This is a genomic window from Variovorax sp. GW531-E2, assembly GCF_059423125.1.
The window spans coordinates 70,606-88,296 of record NZ_JBWKXQ010000005.1; the positions used below are offsets into that span (position 1 = coordinate 70,606).

A 17,691-nucleotide genomic window follows, 5' to 3' on the forward strand; every position below is an offset into this window, starting at 1 on the left:
CGTGCTTCTGACCAGAAAATCCCCAGGCACCGCGAGCTCGCGGGCCTCCGACGCATCGCCCTTCGTTCACAGCCTGCGGCGCGGCCTCGCGAACGCCCTGCCGACCATGGACCGGCGCGCCTTCCTGCGGCGCTCCGGCCTGGGCGTCGGCGTGGGCCTGGCGGCCAGCCAGCTCACGCTGATCCAGAAGGCCAAGGCCGCCGACGGCCGGCCCACGGCCATCGGCGCCGGCAAGATCGAAGTGAAGCGCACCGTGTGCTCGCACTGCTCGGTCGGCTGCGCGTCCGACGCGGTGGTCGAGAACGGCGTGTGGGTGCGCCAGGAGCCGGTGTTCGACTCGCCCATCAACCTGGGCGCCCACTGCGCCAAGGGCGCGGCGCTGCGCGAGCACGGCCACGGCGAGTACCGTCTGCGCTACCCGATGAAGCTCGTGAACGGCAAGTACGAACGCATCAGCTGGGACACCGCGCTCGACGAAATCACCGCCAAGCTGAAGGAACTCACCAAGGCCAGCGGCCCCGACGCGATCTACTGGATCGGCTCGAGCAAGCACAGCAACGAGCAGGCCTACCTGCTGCGCAAGTTCGTGAGCTTCTTCGGCAGCAACAACTGCGACCACCAGGCGCGCATCTGCCACTCGACCACGGTCGCGGGCGTGGCGAATACATGGGGCTACGGCGCCATGACCAATTCGTACAACGACATGCGCAACGCGAAGATCGCGATGTACATCGGCTCCAACGCGGCCGAGGCGCACCCCGTGAGCATGCTGCACATGCTGCATGCCAAGGAAAACGGCTGCAAGATGATCGTGGTCGACCCGCGCTTCACGCGCACGGCGGCCAAGGCCCACGAGTACGTGCGCATCCGCTCGGGCTCGGACATCGCGTTCCTGTTCGGCATCCTGCACCACATCTTCAAGAACGGCTGGGAAGACAAGCGCTACCTCAACGACCGCGTCTACGGCATGGAAGAAGTGCGCGCGGAAGTCATGAGCAAGTGGACGCCCGACAAGGTCGAGGAAGCCTGCGGCGTGAACGAGGCGCAGGTGCTGAAGGTCGCGACCATGCTGCACGAGCACCGCCCCGGCACCGTGGTGTGGTGCATGGGCCAGACGCAGCACAGCATCGGCAACGCCATCGTGCGCGCCTCGTGCATCCTGCAGCTGGCGTTGGGCAACGTGGGCACCTCGGGCGGCGGCACCAACATCTTCCGCGGCCACGACAACGTGCAGGGCGCGACCGACGTCGGCCCCAACCCCGATTCGCTGCCAGGCTACTACGGCCTGGTCGAAGGCTCGTGGAAGCACTTCGCCGCCACCTGGGGCGTGGACTTCGAATGGATCAAGGGCCGCTTCGCCTCGCCCGCGATGATGAGCAAGCCGGGCATCACGGTGTCGCGCTGGATCGACGGCGTGCTCGAGAAGAACGAACTCATCGACCAGGACTCGAACCTGCGCGGCGTCTTCTACTGGGGCCATGCGCCCAACTCGCAGACGCGCGGCCTCGAGATGAAGCGGGCCATGGACAAGCTCGACCTGCTGGTCGTGGTCGACCCGTACCCCTCGGCCACTGCCGCCATGGCCGCGATGCCGGGCCGGCCCGAGGACGCCAACGCGAACCGCGCGGTGTACCTGCTGCCCGCGTGCACGCAGTTCGAGACCAGCGGCTCGGTGACGGCGTCGAACCGCTCGATCCAGTGGCGCGAGAAGGTCATCGAGCCGCTGTGGGAAAGCCGCACCGACCACATGATCATGCAGCAGTTCGCCGACCGCCTGGGCTTCGGCAAGGAGCTCAGCAAGAACTACAAGATGCAGAAGGTCAAGGGCATGGACGAGCCCGTGCCCGACGACATCCTGCGCGAGATCAACAAGTGCTGCTGGGCCGTCGGCTACTCGGGCCAGAGTCCCGAACGGCTGCAGGCGCACATGCGCAACATGGCCGCCTTCGACGTGCGCACGCTGCGGGCCAAGGGGGCGGTCAAGGACAAGGTCAACGGCTACGACATCTCGGGCGACTACTTCGGCCTGCCCTGGCCCTGCTACGGCACGCCCGAGCTCAAGCACCCCGGCTCGCCGAACCTGTACGACCCGTCCAAGCACGTGATGGACGGCGGCGGCAATTTCCGCGCGAACTTCGGCGTGGAGCGCAACGGCAAGAACCTGCTGGCCGAGGACGGCTCCCACTCGCTGGGCGCCGACATCACCACCGGCTACCCCGAGCTCGACCACCTGCTGCTCAAGAAGCTCGGCTGGTGGGACGAACTCACGGAGGCCGAGAAGCCCAAGGCCGAAGGCAAGAACTGGAAGACCGACAGCTCGGGCGGCATGATCCGCGTGTTCATGAAGAACCACGGCTGCCACCCCTTCGGCAACGCCAAGGCGCGCGCGGTGGTGTGGAACTTTCCCGACGCGATCCCGCAGCACCGCGAGCCGATCTACGGCACGCGCCCCGACCTCGTCGCCAAGTACCCGACGCACGACGACAAGATGGCCTTCTGGCGCATGCCCACGCTCTACAAGACGGTGCAGCAGAAGAACATCGCCGACAAGATCGCCGAGAAGTTCCCCTACATCATGACCTCGGGGCGGCTCGTGGAGTACGAGGGCGGCGGCGAGGAAACCCGCTCCAACCCCTGGCTGGCCGAGCTGCAGCAGGAGATGTTCATCGAGATCAACCCGAAGGTGGCGGCTGAGAAGAACATCCGCAACGGCGAGCGCGCCTGGGTCCACACGCCCACGGGCGCCAAGCTCAACGTGCAGGCCCTGGTGACCGAGCGCGTGGGGCCCGACACGGTGTTCATGCCCTTCCACTTCTCGGGCCGCTGGCAGGGCGAAGACCTGCTGGCCTATTACCCGAAGGGCGCGGCGCCCATCGTGCGCGGCGAGGCCATCAACACGGCCACCACCTACGGCTACGACAGCGTCACCATGATGCAAGAGACCAAGACCACGGTCTGCAACATCGAGAAAGCATAAGGAATCACCATGGCAAGAATGAAGTTCGTCTGCGATTCCGAGCGCTGCATCGAGTGCAACGGCTGCGTCACGGCCTGCAAGAACGAGAACGAGGTGCCCTGGGGCGTGAACCGCCGCCGCGTGGTCACGCTCAACGACGGCCTGCCGGGCGAGAAATCGATCTCGGTGGCCTGCATGCACTGCTCCGACGCGCCCTGCATGGCGGTGTGCCCCGTGCAATGCTTCTACCGCACCGACGAAGGCGTGGTGCTGCACGACAAGGACGTGTGCATCGGCTGCGGCTACTGCTCGTACGCCTGCCCCTTCGGCGCGCCGCAGTTCCCCTCGCAGGGCACCTTCGGTGCGCGCGGCAAGATGGACAAGTGCACCTTCTGCGCCGGCGGCCCCGAAGCCAACGGCTCCGAAGCCGAGTTCGAAAAATACGGCCGCAACCGCCTGGCCGAAGGCAAGCTGCCGGCCTGCGCCGAGATGTGCTCGACCAAGGCCCTGCTGGCCGGCGACGGCGACGTGGTGGCCGACATCTTCCGTACCCGCGTCGTGCACCGCGGCACGGGCGCCGAGGTCTGGGGCTGGGGCACGGCCTACGGCTCGCAACAGGCCGGCACGCCGCCCACCGGAGGCACCAAGTGAAGCGCGCGGTCGTGATGCTCGTCGCGCTCGCCTCGGGCGCGATGCTGCTGGCGGCCTGCAGCGAGAAGCCGCAGACGAACGCCGAGGGCGTCAAGCACGACGCGGTGCCCTGGAGTGGCACGGGCACGCAGGCCAACACCGGCACCGCCTTCACCGCGCCCGGCTGGAAGGTGGGCGACAAGACGGCGTGGGAGCAGCAGATCAAGACGCGCTCCAACGGCCAGAACGAGTACACCCGAGAAAACTGAACCGGAGGCCGCATGAGCGTCACCATTCGCACCAGGCACGCGTTCCACGCGCTGCTGGCGACCGCGCTCCTGGGCTGGGCGGCGGTGGCGCCGGCCCAGGAGGCCACCCCGGCCGCGAGCGGCGCCGTGACCGCGGCGCCCGCCCCTGCTTCGCCTGCCGCAGCCACGGCTGCAGCACCGAAGGCCGAGGGCGGCATCCGCAGCCAGAACATCTTCGACGTCAAGCCCGAGGCCAGCGCCGACCCCAACTACCTCAACCAGACCAACGGCGAGCGCAACAAGGTCCAGCCCGGCAACAACGCGCCGATGTGGCGCCAGGTGAGCGGCGGCGTCACCGGCTACAGCAGCCTGCCGGTGAGCCAGGCGCCCGAGGCCGGCAACCTGATCCAGCGCTTCGTGCAGTACCCGGGCTCACGCTTCACCAACGCGGGCGAGGCCTGGCGCCAGGTGCGCAACGACTGGATCATTCCGTACGGCGCGGCGCTGCTCTTCGTGACGCTGCTGGCGCTGGCGATCTTCTATTTCACGCGCGGGCCGATCCGCCTGCACGGCACCGAAACCGGCCGCAAGATCGAGCGCTTCACGCCCTTCGAGCGCGCCACGCACTGGTCGAACGCGCTGGCCTTCGTCACGCTCGCGATCTCGGGCATCGTGATGGCCTTCGGCAAGTTCTTCCTGCTGCCGGTGCTGGGCAGCGCTCTGTTCGGCTGGCTCGCCTACGTGCTCAAGACCGTGCACAACTTCGTGGGGCCGCTGTTCGTGGTGACCACGCTGTTCATGATCTTCACCTTCATCCGCAGCAACTGGCCGAGCAAGGACGACTTCACCTGGCTGCGGCACGGCGGCGGCCTGTTCGGCGGCAAGGAGCCCGCGTCGCATCGCTTCAACGCTGGCGAGAAGGCGGTGTTCTGGGGCGGCGTGCTGTTCCTGGGCAGCATCGTCATCGCCTCGGGCCTGTTCCTGGACAAGCTGCTGCCCGGCTTCGTCTACACGCGCGGCGAGATGCAGATCGCGCACATGGTGCACGCGGTGGCCACGCTGCTCATGATGGCGATGATCATGGGCCACATCTACATCGGCACGCTGGGCATGGACGGCGCCTACAAGGCGATGCGCGAAGGCTATGTCGACGAGGCCTGGGCGCGCGAGCACCACAAGCTCTGGTACGACGACATCCAGGCCGGCAAGATCCCCGCGCAGCGCTCGCAACCGGCCGGCGCACCCGAGCCCGCACGGCCGGCGACGGCGCAGCAAGGAACCTCCGCATGAAGCACACGCTGACCCTTCTTCTGTGCGCACTCGCTGCGACCTCCGCTGTCGCCAAGCTCCCCCCGCCCACGCCGGAAGCGCAGGCCAAGGCCGCCGAGGCCGCGGCCCGCACCGCGTGGAGCGCCAAGACCGACGGCTACCTACTGTGCAAGTCACAGGACCAGGTCGCCGCCAAGTACCGCGCCAGCGCGCAGGCCGCCGGCAAGCCGGCACCGGCCGCGGTGGCCACGCCGCCCTGCGTGGACCCGGGGCCTTACGCCGCCGCCCCCAAGGTTGAAGCCAAGCCCATCGAAGCATCGGGCGCCCACTCCCCGGCCCCCACGGCCGCGTCGCCGCCGAGTTCGAACCAGACCTCGGCACAGACGAATCCCGCACCCAAGAAGTAAGCCGGCGACGCACCGCGCGTGCGCGGACGCGGCTGAAGAAAAAGCGACTGCAAATGGCCCGCCGGCAAGGCCCGGCACGGCCGCCTTCTGCATGGCTGTCGGGTGCCATGCCCGACCACGCCGGCGACCTCCAACTTCTATACTGGCCCCGATGCCCACACCCGAACGAACTGCCTCGACCGATGTGCGTATGCGCGGCTTCACGCAGCGCGCCGAGGTGCCCGCCGCCCTCGCCTGGATCGACGCCCACACGCCCTTGTTGCCCGGTGAATCCGTGGCCGTCGACGAGGCCACCGGGCGGGTGCTGCTGCAGGAGGTGATCGCGCCCATCGCGGTGCCCGAGTTCGACCGCGCGGCCATGGACGGCTATGCGCTGCGCGGCGGCGAGACCACGGGCGCCGGCGAATACAACCCGCTCGAATTTCCGATCGCGGGCCACGCCTGGCCCGGCCGCCCCTTCGAAGGCGAGGTGCCCGCGGGCGCCGCCATCCGCATCATGACCGGCGCCCCGGTGCCGCACGGGCTGGACGCCGTGGTGCCGGCCGAGTACGCGAGCGAGCAGGACGGGCGCCTGGCCATCACGCGCGCCGTCGCGCCGGGCCAGCACGTAGGCCACGTCGGCGAGGACATCGCGCGCGGCAGCACCGCGCTGGCCACGGGCCGCCGCCTGCGTCCGCAGGACGCGGGGCTGGCCGCTTCATTGGGCCTGGCGCAGTTGCAGGTGGTGCGCCGCCCGCGCGTGCGGCTGCTCGTCACCGGCAACGAGGTGCGCGCGCCCGGCACGCCCAAGGGGCCGAGCGAGATCTACGACGCCAACTCCGTGACCTTGCGCGGCCTCGTGGCGCGCGACGGCGGCCTGCTCGAGTCGCACCAGCGCCTGGGCGACGACCCGCAAATCATCTCGCAGGCACTGGCCGCGCCCGGTGCCGACGTCGTGCTCATTTCCGGCGGCTCCAGCGTGGGCGCCGAGGACCACGCGCCGCGCCTGCTGGCCGAGCTCGGCGAACTGGCCATCCACGGCATCGCGATGCGGCCTTCCAGCCCGGCCGGCATGGGGCGCATCGGCGACACGCTGGTGTTCCTGCTGCCGGGCAACCCCGTCTCCTGCCTGTGCGCCTACGACTTCTTTGCCGGGCGCGCGATCCGCCTGCTCGGTGGCCGGCCCGCCGACTGGCCCTACCCGCGCACGCGCGCCACCGTGGCGCGCAAGATCGTCTCGCAGGTGGGGCGCGTCGACTACGTGCGCGTGAAGATCGGCGCCGACGGCGTGGAGCCGCTCGCGCTCTCGGGCGCCTCGGTGCTGAGCTCGACCACGCGCGCCGACGGCTTCGTGATCGCCCCCGCCGAAAGCGAAGGCTTCGGACCCGGGACCGACGTCACTGTTCATCTGTACGAGTGCCTGTGAAAGCCCAATCGCAATTTCTCGATGTCGTCACGCGGGACGAGGCCGAGCGCCGCTTCCGCGAACACCTGAGCCTCGCGCCGCTGGGCCGCGAGACCGTTCCCCTGCACGCGGCGCTGGGCCGGGTGCTCGCCGACGACGCGGTCGCCGCCATCGACGTGCCCGGCTTCGACCGCTCCAACGTCGACGGCTTTGCCGTGCAGGCCGCCGACACCTGGGGCGCGATGGAAGAACAGGTCCGCGCGCTCGCCCTCGTGGGCGAGACGCTGGCACCCGGCATCGTGCCGCGGCGCGAAGTGACGCCCGGCCACGCCACGGCGATCGCCACCGGCGGCATGCTGCCGCGCGGCGCCGACGCGGTGGTGATGGTGGAACACACCGACCTCGACGGCGGCAACGTGCAGGTGCGCCGCGCGGCCACGGCCGGCGAGAACGTCAGCTACGCCGGCACCGACATCGCACGCGGCGAGACCGTGCTGCGCGCCGGCCAGGTGCTGAGCTCGCGCGAGATCGGCGTGCTCGCCGCGCTGGGCCTGGCCGAGGTCGCCGTGTGGCGCAAGCCGCGCGTGGCCATCTTCTCCACCGGCAACGAGATCGTCGCGCCCGGCGCGCCGCTGCCCACGGGCGCGGTGTACGACTCCAACGCCGCCATCATCGGCGCCGCGGTCGAGGAACTGGGCGGCGATCCGGTGCGCCTGGGCGTGATCCCCGACGACGAGGCCCTTCTGTCGGCCGCGCTCGCACGCGGGCTGGCATGCGACGCCGTGGTCTTCTCGGGCGGCACGTCCAAGGGCGAAGGCGACCTGTCGTACCGCGTGGTGGCCGCCCTCGGCGACCCGGGCGTGGTGGCGCACGGCGTGGCGCTCAAGCCCGGCAAGCCGGTGTGCCTGGCGGTCACGGGCGGCAAGCCGGTCGTGATCCTGCCGGGCTTTCCGACCTCGGCGGTCTTCACCTTCCACGAGTTCCTGGCGCCCGTGATCCGCGCCTTCGCGGGCCGGCCGCCGCAGCGACATGCGCACGTGGCGGCCACGCTGCCGATGCGCGTGAACTCCGAGCGCGGCCGCACCGAGTACCTGCTGGTGGGCCTGGTGCCCACCGACGACGGCGTGGCCGCCTACCCGATGGGCAAGGGCTCGGGCTCGGTCACCACCTTCAGCAGCGCCGACGGCTTCATCACCATCGGCCAGCACACCGAGATCGTCGATGCCGGCGCCCCCGTGCAGGTGCAGCTGCTGGGCCAGGGGCTGGACGCCGCCGACCTGATCTTCATCGGCAGCCATTGCGTGGGCCTGGACTGGCTGGCCGGCGAGCTGATGCGCCAGGGCATCCGCATCAAGGCCATGAACGTGGGCAGCACGGGCGGGCTGATGGCCGCCCGGCGCGGCGAATGCGACGTGGCCGGCATCCACCTGATGGACCCGGCGACGGGCGTCTACAACCGGCCGCTGCTCACGCCGGGTCTCGAACTGGTGACGGGCTACGGCCGCATGCAAGGCGTCGTCCATCGCCCCGGCGACACGCGCTTCGAGGGCCTGGACGCCGCCGCGGCCATCGCCGCGGCGACCGCGCAGCCCGGTTGCACCATGGTCAATCGCAATGCCGGCAGCGGCACCCGCATCCTCATCGACCGCCTGCTCGGCGGCGCGCAGCCGCCCGGCTACGGCGTGCAGACCAAGTCGCACAACGCGGTGGCGGTGGCCGTGGCGCAGCAGCGCGCCGACTGGGGCCTGGCCATCGACACAGTCGCGCGGCAGTACGGGCTGGGCTTCATTCCCGTGCAGGAGGAACGCTACGACTTCGTGGTGCCCCAGGCACGGCTTGCGCGCGCGCCGGTGCAGGCCTTCATTGCGCTGCTGCAATCGACCGCGGCGCGCGAGGCGCTGGGCCGGCTGGGCTTTCGCGTCGATGCCGCAGCCTGATGGCAAGAGCGCTTCTTTCTTTCACTCTCGAGGACTGACACGATGACGATGGCTTCGCGCAGACGCTTCACCCTTCTCGCCCTCGCCGGTGCGCTTGTCGGCACGCTGCTCGCGCCGATGGCGCACGCACAGGACAAGTTCATCGTGCTGGCCTCGACCACCTCGACGGAACAGTCGGGCCTGTTCAAGCACCTGCTGCCTCAGTTCACCAAGGCATCGGGCACCGAGGTGCGCGTGGTGGCGGTGGGCACGGGCCAGGCGCTGGACATGGCGCGCCGCGGCGACGCCGACGCGCTGTTCGTGCACGACCAGCCCGCCGAAGAGAAGTTCGTCGCCGAAGGCTTCGGCCTGCCGCGCCGCCCGGTCATGTACAACGACTTCGTGCTGATCGGGCCCAAGTCCGACCCGGCCGGCGTGCGCGGCAACGACATCGCGGCCGCGCTCAAGCGGCTGGGCACCACGGGCGGCGCCTTCGTCTCGCGCGGCGACAAGAGCGGCACGCATGCGGCCGAACTGCGCCAGTGGAAGCTGGCCGGCATCGACCTGGCCGCCGCCAAGCCGGCCGGCTACAAGGAATGCGGCTGCGGCATGGGCCAGGCGCTCAACATCGCGGCCTCGACCAATGCCTATGTGCTGTCCGACCGCGGCACCTGGCTCAACTTCAAGAACCGCGCCGACCTGGGCATCGTGGTCGAGGGCGACAAGCAGCTGTTCAACCAGTACGGCGTGATCGTCGTGAACCCGGCCAGGCACCCGCATGTGAAGAAGGACCTGGCGCAGGCGTTCTCCGACTGGGTCGTGTCGCGCGACGGGCAGGCCGCCATCGCCGCCTACAAGATCGGCGGCGAACAGCTCTTCTTCCCGAACGCGGGCCAGTGAACGACGCGCCGGTCGATGACGGGGCCGGGGCCGGGCCGCGCGATGCACACGGCCTCGCGCCGGCGATGAAAGCCGTCTCTCGATGAACACCGTGACCGAAGGCTGGGCGCTGGCCTGGCGCCTCATCACCGGCGCCGACCCCGAACTCGTGCGCATCACGGCGCTCTCGCTGCAGGTGAGCGCCACGGCCTGCCTGATCGGCGCGCTGTTCGGCCTGCTGCTGGGCGCCTGGCTCGCGGTGGCGCGGTTCCCGGGGCATGTGCTGGCCGTGTGGCTGGTGAACACGCTGCTCGCCCTGCCCGCCGTGGTCGTGGGCCTGCTGGTGTACCTGCTGCTCTCGCGCTCGGGGCCGCTGGGCGAACTGGGCATTCTTTTCACGCCGTCGGCGATGGTGGTGGCGCAGAGCGTGCTCGTCACGCCGCTGATCGCCGCGCTGTCTCGCCGGCTCGTGATGGCGGCGCTGGCCGACGGCGGCGACCAGCTGCGCTCGCTGGGCGCCGGGCCGCTGGCCACCGCCCTGCTGATGCTGGTGCACGACCGGATGGGCGTGGCCACCGTGCTGCTCACGGCCTTCGCGCGGGCCATCGCCGAGGTGGGGGCCGTGATGATCGTCGGCGGCAACATCGCCGGCGTGACGCGCGTGATGACCACCACCATCGCGCTGGAGACCAGCAAGGGCGACCTCGCGCTGGCCCTGGCGCTGGGCATCGTGCTGCTGGCGGTGGTCGGCGCGGTCAACGGCGCCATCGGGTTGCTGCAATGGCTGGCCACGCGTCCGCTGAGCACCGCCCCGCCGGCGAAGCCGCGCGCGATACGCCGCGCGCCCGCCCCGCACACGCCGGCCGCGGCCGGCACGGTGCCGCTGATCCGGCTCGAGCGCGCCACGGTGCGCTTCGGCGCGCTGGTCGCATTGGACGACGCCTCGCTGACCCTGCACCGAGGCGACCGGCTCGTGCTCGTGGGCGCCAACGGTTCGGGCAAGACCACGCTGCTGCGGCTGCTGCACGGCCTGCTGCCCTGCGAAGGGCGCTGCGATCGCCTGCCGCTGCGGCCCGAAGGCCGCCTGCCGCGCGCGGCCATGCTGTTCCAGCGCCCCTTTTTGCTGAGCCTCTCGGTGTGGCGCAATGTGTGGGTGGGCCTGTGGCTGGCGGGCGTGCCGGCCGCCGAGCGCAGCGAGCGCTGCGGCCTGGCGCTGGCGCGCGTGGGCCTGCTCGAACATGCCGAGCGCTCGGCGCGTTCGCTGTCGGGAGGCCAGCAGCAGCGCCTGGGCCTGGCGCGCGCCTGGGCGCTGCAGCCCGACATCCTGTTCCTGGACGAGCCCACGGCCAGCCTGGACCCCGGCGCCAAGAACGAGATCGAGGCCCTCATCGAAGAGGTCGCTCACAGTGGCGTGACGATCGTGATGAGCACGCACAACCTCGGGCAGGCCAAGCGCCTGGCCACGCGCGTGGCGTACCTGCACGCGGGGTGCATCGTGGTCGAGCGGCCTGTAGCGAGCTTCTTCGATTCGGACGATCTGCCGCCCGAGGCCGCCCAGTTCCTGCAGGGCGAGCTGGGCTGGTACCGTCAGCCCTAGCGCCGGCGGGCTGGTCGGCGGTTCCGCGCCCCTCGCCTTCGCTTACACGGCATCCCGATCCAGCGAGGCAAAATACCGCGATGGAAATCACTGTCGCGGTCTCGCTGCCGACACGCCTTCCTTCCGGGTCTGGGCGCGGCCACTTCTTTCGCCTGCACAGAGACCTCACCGACCGGCTGCGAACGCACGACCGCCCCCCGATAACCGAATACGCAGAGCCCTCATGAAAATAGCCACCTGGAACGTCAACTCCCTCACCGCGCGCCTGCAGCATGTGCTCGACTGGCTCATCGCCAACCCGGTCGATGTGCTGTGCCTGCAGGAGCTCAAGATGACCGACGACAAGTTTCCGCTCGAGGTGCTGAAGTCGGCCGGCTACGAGGCGGCGGTGTTCGGGCAGAAGACCTACAACGGCGTCGCCATCCTCAGCCTGGCGCCGGTGCGCGACGTGGTGAAGAACATCGAGAACTTCGCCGACGAGCAGTCGCGCGTGATCGCCGCCACCATCGAGACGCCCTCGGGCCCGCTGCGCGTGGTGAACGGCTACTTCGTGAACGGCCAGGAACCGGGCAGCGAGAAGTTCGCCTACAAGATGAAGTGGCTCGACGCGCTGCATGCCTACATTGCGCGTGAACTCGCGGCGCACCCGAACCTCGTGCTGCTGGGCGACTTCAACGTCACGCCCGAAGACCGCGACAGCTTCGACCCCGTGGGCCTGAAGGAGACGATCCACCACACCACCGAAGAGCGCGACCACTTCAAGGCGCTGCTCGGCCTGGGCCTGACGGACAGCTTCCGCATGTTCGAGCAACCCGAAAAAAGCTTCTCCTGGTGGGACTACCGCATGCTGGGCTACCAGAAGAACCGCGGCCTGCGCATCGACCACATCCTCGTGAGCGAGCCGCTGCGGCCGCTGGTGAAAAGCTGCGTCATCGACCGCGTGCCGCGCAAGTGGGAAAAGCCGAGCGACCACGCCCCGGTGGTGCTCGAACTCGGCGCGGGCGCCTGACGGCCATGACGACGCCGATCGCCGCACGCCTGGCCCGTTCTGCCGCGATCGCCGCCGCGGCGCTCGCGCTGGCCGCCTGTTCGGTGCTCAAGCCGGGCAGCGGATCGGAAAGCGGCACGGGCAGCACATCGCCCGGCGGTGCAACCACCACCGAAGGCAGCCGCGACGTGCCGACCGTGCGGCTCATCACCGCGCAGACGCCCGCGATCCGCACCTACCGCAAGACCGGCGCGCGCCACATCTACAAGGCGTATGCCAGCCGCATCTACAAGGGCAAGATCCCGCCGCTGGTGTACGCGGTGGTGGTGGTCGAGACGGAGATCGATGCGAACGGCAAGGTCACCAACGTCACCTTCAGCCGCGTGCCCAGCCATGCGCCCGAAGTGCCGCCGATGATCGCGGAGCTGGTCAAGGCGACCTCGCCCCTGCCGAGCCCCGGCAAGCTGGGCGGCCACACGTACGTCGACACCTGGCTCTGGGACAAGAGCGGCAATTTCCAGCTCGATTCCCTCACGCTCGGCCAGCGCAGCCGGTAATAAAAAAAAGGCCCTGGGAGGGCCTTTTCATTCGATACCGAGTTCCTGGATTTTCCGGGTGATGGTGTTGCGCCCGATGCCCAGCTTCTGGGCCGCCTCGATGCGCCGGCCGCGCGTGTTGGCCAGGGCGGTGAGGATGAGCCGCGATTCGAAGCGGCGCGTGAGCACGTCCCACACGTCGGTGCGGCCTGCCGCCAGCAGCGCCTGAGCTTCGGCTTCGAGACCACTCTCCCAGGCGCTGGGGCCCGTCGGTGCACCTGGCACCGCCTCGGGGGCCGCGACCACCGGTGCGGACGCGTCGCGCTCGACGGCCAACGGCGCTGCAGCCTGCACGGGCGCCGCCACCTCGGCCACCGCCACATGCACGTCCGCCCCGCTGCCCGCCATCACTTCGGGCGGCAGGTCTTTCGACTCGATCAGCTGCGCGGGCGCCATCACCGTGAGCCAGTGGCAGATGTTCTCGAGCTGGCGCACGTTGCCCGGGAAGTTGAAGGCCGCGAGCCTGGCCAGCGCCGCGTCGGAGATGCGCTTGGGCTCGACGCCCAGCTGGCGCGCGCTCTGCTGCAGGAAGTGGCGCGTGAGCGCGGGCACGTCTTCGCCGCGTTCGCGCAGCGCCGGCAGGCGCAGGCGGATCACGTTGAGGCGGTGGAACAGGTCTTCGCGGAAGCCCCCGAGCTTCACGCGCTGCTCGAGGTCCTGGTGCGTGGCGGCGATGACGCGCACGTTGGCCTTCACCGAGTTGTGGCCGCCCACGCGGTAGAAGTGGCCGTCGCTGAGCACACGCAACAGGCGCGTCTGCAGGTCGAAGGGCATGTCGCCGATTTCGTCGAGGAACAGCGTGCCGCCCTCGGCCTGCTCGAAGCGGCCGCGGCGCATGGTCTGCGCGCCGGTGAAGGCGCCGCGCTCGTGGCCGAAGAGTTCGCTCTCGAGCAGGTCCTTGGGAATGGCGGCGGTGTTGATCGCCACGAAGGGGCCGTTGGCGCGCGGCGAGTGCTTGTGCAGCGCGCGCGCCACCAGCTCCTTGCCCGAGCCCGATTCGCCGGTGATGAGCACCGTGACGTTGCTCTGCGACAGCCGGCCGATGGCACGGAACACGTCCTGCATCGCGGGCGCCTGGCCGAGCATCTCGGGGGCGGCGACCATGCGCTCTTCGGACACCTCTTCGCGCTGGCTTTCGTCGACGGCGCGTCGGATGAGTTCGACGGCGCGCGGCAGGTCGAAGGGCTTGGGCAGGTATTCGAAGGCGCCGCCCTGGAAGGCCGAGACCGCGCTGTCCAGGTCGGAGAAGGCGGTCATGATGATGACCGGCAGGCCGGGGTGCTTGGCCTTGATCTTGTCGAGCAGGTCGAGCCCCGAGCCGCCCGGCATGCGGATGTCGCTCACCAGGACCTGCGGGCCCTGCTGCTCGTCGCCTTCGGCCTGTTCGAGCGCGGCCAGCACTTCGCGTGTGTTCGTGAAGCTGCGCGTGGGCAGGTCTTCGCGCAGCAGCGCCTTCTCGAGCACGAAGCGTATCGATTGGTCGTCATCAACTATCCAGATCGGCTTCATGCATCTCCTCTGTTGCCGGGGCTGCGCTAGGGCAGCGGAATCAATATCTTGAAATCGGTTCGGCCCGGGACGCTGTCGCACTCGATCACGCCGTGATGCTGTTGCACAAAAGTTTGCGCAAGCGTCAGTCCCAGCCCGGTCCCGCCTTCCCTGCCCGAAACGAGCGGATAGAAGATGCGGTCCTTGATCGTGTCCGGCACACCCGGTCCATTGTCGATGACATGCAATTCCAGTGCCAATCGATACCACTGCTTATTGAAGATCACCTGTCGGGCCACGCGGGTCTTGAAAGTGATCTGCGCATCGCCCGCCGCGCGGCGCTCGGCCAGGGCCTGCGCCGCGTTGTGCGCGATGTTGAGCGTGGCCTGGATGAGCTGCTCGCGGTCGCCGCGGAACTCGGGAATGGAGACGTCGAAGTCGCGCTCGATGTGCAGGTCGCGCGGAAACTCCGCCAGGATGACGGAGCGCACGCGCTCGCAGACCTCGTGGATGTTCACGTCGCCCACCACGTGCGGGCGCCGGTGCGGCGCCAGCAGCCGGTCGACCAGCGTCTGCAGCCGGTCGGCCTCGTGGATGATGACCTGGGTGTATTCGATGAGGTCGCGCGACTCGACCTCCATCTGCAGCAGCTGCGCCGCGCCACGGATGCCGCCCAGCGGGTTCTTGATCTCGTGCGCGAGGTTGCGGATGAGTTCCTTGTTGGCCTGCGCCTGGTCGATCAGGCGCTCCTCGCGGTCCTGGCGCACCTGCTGCTCCAGCGGCGACATCTCGATGATGAGCTCGCCCTTCTTGTCGCCGTGCGCGAGCGTGACCTGCACCGGCATCAGCTCGTGGTTCACGCGCCGCAAAAAGGCCTCGTAGCGCAGCGTGGCGAAGTCGTTGCTGCTGGCGCCGTCGAGCGCGGTGCGCAGCACCTGCGGCTCATGGAAGCAGGCGCCGAACTGCGAGCCCTCGAGCGTGCGCCGCGAGGTACCCAGTGCGTCTTCGAGGCCTGCGTTGGCGAACAGCACCGAGCCGTCGCTGTTGACCACCGCGATCAGCGTGGACAAGAGGTCGAAGGCGCGAAAGCGCGGATTGGCGCCAGTCGCCTTCTTGCCGAACACCATGGACTGCGCGCCGCTTACTGCGCTTGCGGCTTGCCGGGCAGGCGGCCGATTTCGCGGCGGATGCCGGCGATGTCGCTCTCGTTGCGCGCGAGTTCGGCCTTCATCTCGGCCACGCGGTCCAGGTACTTCTGGTAGTTGCGGCCTTCGCTGCCCTGCTTCTCGGGCTCGCCGTTGTTGTATTCCTTCTTGAGCTCGGTCTGGCGGGCCTCGGCCTTGCGCAGCTCGGCCTCGAGCACCGAGCGCGCCTCGCCGTCGCGGGCGCGCTGGTCGACGCCTTCGACACGCGGGCTGCCCGCCGGGGCGCGCGCGGCGGATGAACCGCCCGACGACGACGACGCGCTGCCACCACCGCCGCCCGAAGGCTTCGTGCCCTGCACGACGGTGACGTTGCCGCCTTCCATGATCTTGCAGCCCTTTTGCTGGGCCACGGTCGCGTTGTTGGTGTACTCGTTGCCGCAGCGCCAGACGCGCTCTTGCGCGAGCGCCGCCGTGACGGTGGCGAGCGAGGCGGCGGCCAGGAAAATCAGGGAGGCAGTCTTCATTTGGATCCGGAGAGGGCGCGACAAACGCGCATTTTGATGCAATTCGGGCCCGCTCACGACAGGGTGTTCCGCACCAAGGAAAAAGGACGGCCGGGGCCGTCCTTTTGTCTTACTTGCCCGCCGGGGCGGGCTTGCTGTGGCGCTTTTTACAGCGAGTAGTACATGTCGAACTCGACAGGGTGCGTCGCCATGCGGAAGCGCGTGACTTCCTGCATCTTGAGGTCGATGTACGCGTCGATGTACGAGTCGGTGAACACGCCGCCCTTGGTCAGGAACGCACGGTCCTTGTCCAGGTGCTCCAGGGCCTGGTCCAGGCTGTGGCAGACGGTCGGGATCAGCGCGTCTTCTTCCGGCGGCAGGTGGTACAGGTCCTTGCTGGCGGCTTCGCCCGGATGGATCTTGTTTTCCACGCCGTCCAGGCCGGCCATCAGCAGCGCGGCAAAGCCCAGGTACGGGTTCATCAGCGGATCGGGGAAGCGCGCTTCGACGCGGCGGCCCTTCGGGTTGGCCACGAACGGGATGCGGATCGAGGCCGAGCGGTTCTTGGCCGAGTAGGCCAGCTTCACCGGGGCTTCGAAGCCGGGCACCAGGCGCTTGTAGCTGTTGGTGCCGGGGTTCGTGATGGCGTTCAGGGCACGGGCGTGCTTGATGATGCCGCCGATGTAGTGCAGCGCGAAGTCCGACAGGCCTGCGTAGCCGTCGCCGGCGAACAGGTTCTTGCCGTCCTTCCAGACCGACTGGTGCACGTGCATGCCGGAGCCGTTGTCGCCGACGATGGGCTTGGGCATGAAGGTGGCGGTCTTGCCGTAGGCGTGGGCCACGTTGTGGATCACGTACTTCTGCAGCTGGACCCAGTCGGCGCGCTGCACCAGCGTGCTGAAGCGGGTGCCGATTTCGAGCTGGCCGGCGTTGGCCACTTCATGGTGATGCACTTCGACCGGGATGCCCAGCGATTCGAGCACCAGGCTCATTTCCGAGCGCATGTCCTGGAAGCTGTCGACCGGGGGCACCGGGAAGTAGCCGCCCTTGACTGCGGGACGGTGGCCGCTGTTGCCGTGCTCGAACTCCTTGTCGGTGTTCCACGAGGCTTCTTCGGACTCGATCTTCACGAAGCAGCCCGACATGTCGTTCTTCCAGCGCACGCCGTCGAACACGAAGAATTCGGGTTCCGGTCCGAAGTAGGCGGTGTCGCCCAGGCCGGAAGCCTTCATGTACGCCTCGGCGCGCTTGGCGAGCGAGCGCGGGTCGCGCTCGTAGGCCTTGCCGTCGGCCGGGTCGATCACGTCGCAGGTCAGGATCAGCGTCGTTTCTTCGAAGAACGGGTCGATGTTGGCGGTGTTCGGGTCGGGCATGAGCTGCATGTCCGAGGCTTCGATGCCCTTCCAACCGGCGATGGACGAACCGTCGAACGCGTGGCCCGAGGTGAATTTGTCTTCATCGAAGTGCGACACGGGCACGGTCACGTGCTGCTCTTTGCCGCGGGTGTCGGTGAAGCGCAAGTCGACGAACTTGACCTCGTTTTCCTTGACGAGCTTGAGTACATCGGCGACGGTCTTTGCCATCAGTTTCTCCTGAGTTGGATGGTGGTTAGGAATACAGGGACGGGAGGATGCAGTTTCTGTGCCATTGTCACCCCGCCGGATGAGGCCCGGGTGACGGCCCAG

15 protein-coding genes are annotated in these 17,691 nt (G+C 69.0%); 11 read left to right on the forward strand and 4 right to left on the reverse strand.

Features of this window, described 5'->3' with window-relative positions; all coding sequences use genetic code 11:
* Nucleotide 1 precedes the first annotated feature (1 nt).
* The 11 genes from AC07XP_RS05295 to AC07XP_RS05345 all read left to right on the forward strand — a co-directional run bounded on the left by AC07XP_RS05295 (nt 2) and on the right by AC07XP_RS05345 (nt 12,831).
* Nucleotides 2-2,977, forward strand: coding sequence for a formate dehydrogenase subunit alpha (locus AC07XP_RS05295; RefSeq protein ID WP_487850023.1), 2,976 nt, complete (start codon nt 2-4; stop codon nt 2,975-2,977).
* Nucleotides 2,978-2,986: 9 nt separating this feature from the next.
* The gene (fdh3B, locus tag AC07XP_RS05300) at nt 2,987-3,607 is read left to right on the forward strand and encodes a formate dehydrogenase FDH3 subunit beta (protein WP_062470938.1); all 621 of its coding nucleotides are present in this window, start codon (nt 2,987-2,989) and stop codon (nt 3,605-3,607) included.
* Complete coding sequence (locus AC07XP_RS05305; RefSeq protein WP_082817975.1) at nt 3,604-3,855, forward strand: hypothetical protein; 252 nt, start codon at nt 3,604-3,606, stop codon at nt 3,853-3,855. Before fdh3B ends, AC07XP_RS05305 begins: the two co-directional genes overlap by 4 nt.
* Nucleotides 3,856-3,867: 12 nt before the next feature.
* Entirely contained in the window at nt 3,868-5,124 is a 1,257-nt protein-coding gene (locus tag AC07XP_RS05310; RefSeq protein WP_495264027.1) for a formate dehydrogenase subunit gamma, read from the forward strand.
* Entirely contained in the window at nt 5,121-5,510 is a 390-nt protein-coding gene (locus AC07XP_RS05315) for a hypothetical protein (protein ID WP_062470933.1), read from the forward strand. Before AC07XP_RS05310 ends, AC07XP_RS05315 begins: the two co-directional genes overlap by 4 nt.
* Before the next feature lie 151 nt (nt 5,511-5,661).
* Nucleotides 5,662-6,915 carry a molybdopterin molybdotransferase MoeA gene (locus AC07XP_RS05320; protein WP_495264028.1) on the forward strand — a complete coding sequence of 418 codons (1,254 nt, stop codon included), beginning with the start codon at nt 5,662-5,664 and terminating at the stop codon, nt 6,913-6,915.
* A complete protein-coding gene (locus AC07XP_RS05325; protein WP_495264029.1) occupies nt 6,912-8,831 on the forward strand; it encodes a molybdopterin biosynthesis protein in 1,920 nt (639 codons plus the stop codon). The genes AC07XP_RS05320 and AC07XP_RS05325 overlap by 4 nt, the downstream gene beginning before the upstream one ends.
* 48 nt (nt 8,832-8,879) lie before the next feature.
* Nucleotides 8,880-9,710 carry an ABC transporter substrate-binding protein gene (locus tag AC07XP_RS05330; RefSeq protein WP_139703615.1) on the forward strand — a complete coding sequence of 277 codons (831 nt, stop codon included), beginning with the start codon at nt 8,880-8,882 and terminating at the stop codon, nt 9,708-9,710.
* Between the two features lie 82 nt (nt 9,711-9,792).
* Complete coding sequence (locus AC07XP_RS05335) at nt 9,793-11,286, forward strand: ABC transporter permease (protein ID WP_495264030.1); 1,494 nt, start codon at nt 9,793-9,795, stop codon at nt 11,284-11,286.
* A gap of 223 nt (nt 11,287-11,509) precedes the next feature.
* Nucleotides 11,510-12,295, forward strand: coding sequence for an exodeoxyribonuclease III (gene xth, locus AC07XP_RS05340; RefSeq protein ID WP_354347836.1), 786 nt, complete (start codon nt 11,510-11,512; stop codon nt 12,293-12,295).
* Between the two features lie 5 nt (nt 12,296-12,300).
* Nucleotides 12,301-12,831, forward strand: a complete 531-nt coding sequence (locus AC07XP_RS05345) for a hypothetical protein (protein WP_495264031.1) — start codon at nt 12,301-12,303, stop codon at nt 12,829-12,831.
* A gap of 27 nt (nt 12,832-12,858) precedes the next feature.
* Here the strand turns inward: AC07XP_RS05345 and ntrC are convergent, their stop codons facing one another.
* The 4 genes from ntrC to glnA all read right to left on the reverse strand — a co-directional run bounded on the left by ntrC (nt 12,859) and on the right by glnA (nt 17,589).
* The gene (gene ntrC / locus AC07XP_RS05350) at nt 12,859-14,379 is read right to left on the reverse strand and encodes a nitrogen regulation protein NR(I) (RefSeq protein ID WP_062470913.1); all 1,521 of its coding nucleotides are present in this window, start codon (nt 14,377-14,379) and stop codon (nt 12,859-12,861) included.
* Nucleotides 14,380-14,405: 26 nt separating this feature from the next.
* Nucleotides 14,406-15,485 carry a nitrogen regulation protein NR(II) gene (glnL, locus tag AC07XP_RS05355; RefSeq protein WP_062470910.1) on the reverse strand — a complete coding sequence of 360 codons (1,080 nt, stop codon included), beginning with the start codon at nt 15,483-15,485 and terminating at the stop codon, nt 14,406-14,408.
* A 14-nt stretch (nt 15,486-15,499) separates the two neighbouring features.
* Nucleotides 15,500-16,027 (reverse strand): hypothetical protein, encoded by a 528-nt coding sequence (locus AC07XP_RS05360; protein WP_495264032.1) that lies wholly within the window; start codon nt 16,025-16,027, stop codon nt 15,500-15,502.
* Between the two features lie 146 nt (nt 16,028-16,173).
* Nucleotides 16,174-17,589: a type I glutamate--ammonia ligase gene (gene glnA / locus AC07XP_RS05365; protein WP_062470904.1), complete on the reverse strand. Its 1,416-nt coding sequence runs from the start codon at nt 17,587-17,589 to the stop codon at nt 16,174-16,176.
* Between the last annotated feature and the right edge of the window lie 102 nt (nt 17,590-17,691).

Excerpts from the sequence above, each read along its gene's own strand:
- AC07XP_RS05320 (WP_495264028.1), top strand. The coding sequence starts at position 5,662 with ATGCCCACACCCGAACGAACTGCCTCGACCGATGTGCGTATGCGCGGC.
- fdh3B (WP_062470938.1), top strand. The coding sequence starts at position 2,987 with ATGGCAAGAATGAAGTTCGTCTGCGATTCCGAGCGCTGCATCGAGTGC.
- AC07XP_RS05315 (WP_062470933.1), top strand. The coding sequence starts at position 5,121 with ATGAAGCACACGCTGACCCTTCTTCTGTGCGCACTCGCTGCGACCTCC.
- xth (WP_354347836.1), top strand. The coding sequence starts at position 11,510 with ATGAAAATAGCCACCTGGAACGTCAACTCCCTCACCGCGCGCCTGCAG.
- glnA (WP_062470904.1), bottom strand. The coding sequence starts at position 17,589 with ATGGCAAAGACCGTCGCCGATGTACTCAAGCTCGTCAAGGAAAACGAG.
- AC07XP_RS05345 (WP_495264031.1), top strand. The coding sequence starts at position 12,301 with ATGACGACGCCGATCGCCGCACGCCTGGCCCGTTCTGCCGCGATCGCC.
- AC07XP_RS05360 (WP_495264032.1), bottom strand. The coding sequence starts at position 16,027 with ATGAAGACTGCCTCCCTGATTTTCCTGGCCGCCGCCTCGCTCGCCACC.
- AC07XP_RS05330 (WP_139703615.1), top strand. The coding sequence starts at position 8,880 with ATGGCTTCGCGCAGACGCTTCACCCTTCTCGCCCTCGCCGGTGCGCTT.
- ntrC (WP_062470913.1), bottom strand. The coding sequence starts at position 14,379 with ATGAAGCCGATCTGGATAGTTGATGACGACCAATCGATACGCTTCGTG.
- AC07XP_RS05335 (WP_495264030.1), top strand. The coding sequence starts at position 9,793 with ATGAACACCGTGACCGAAGGCTGGGCGCTGGCCTGGCGCCTCATCACC.
- AC07XP_RS05310 (WP_495264027.1), top strand. The coding sequence starts at position 3,868 with ATGAGCGTCACCATTCGCACCAGGCACGCGTTCCACGCGCTGCTGGCG.
- glnL (WP_062470910.1), bottom strand. The coding sequence starts at position 15,485 with ATGGTGTTCGGCAAGAAGGCGACTGGCGCCAATCCGCGCTTTCGCGCC.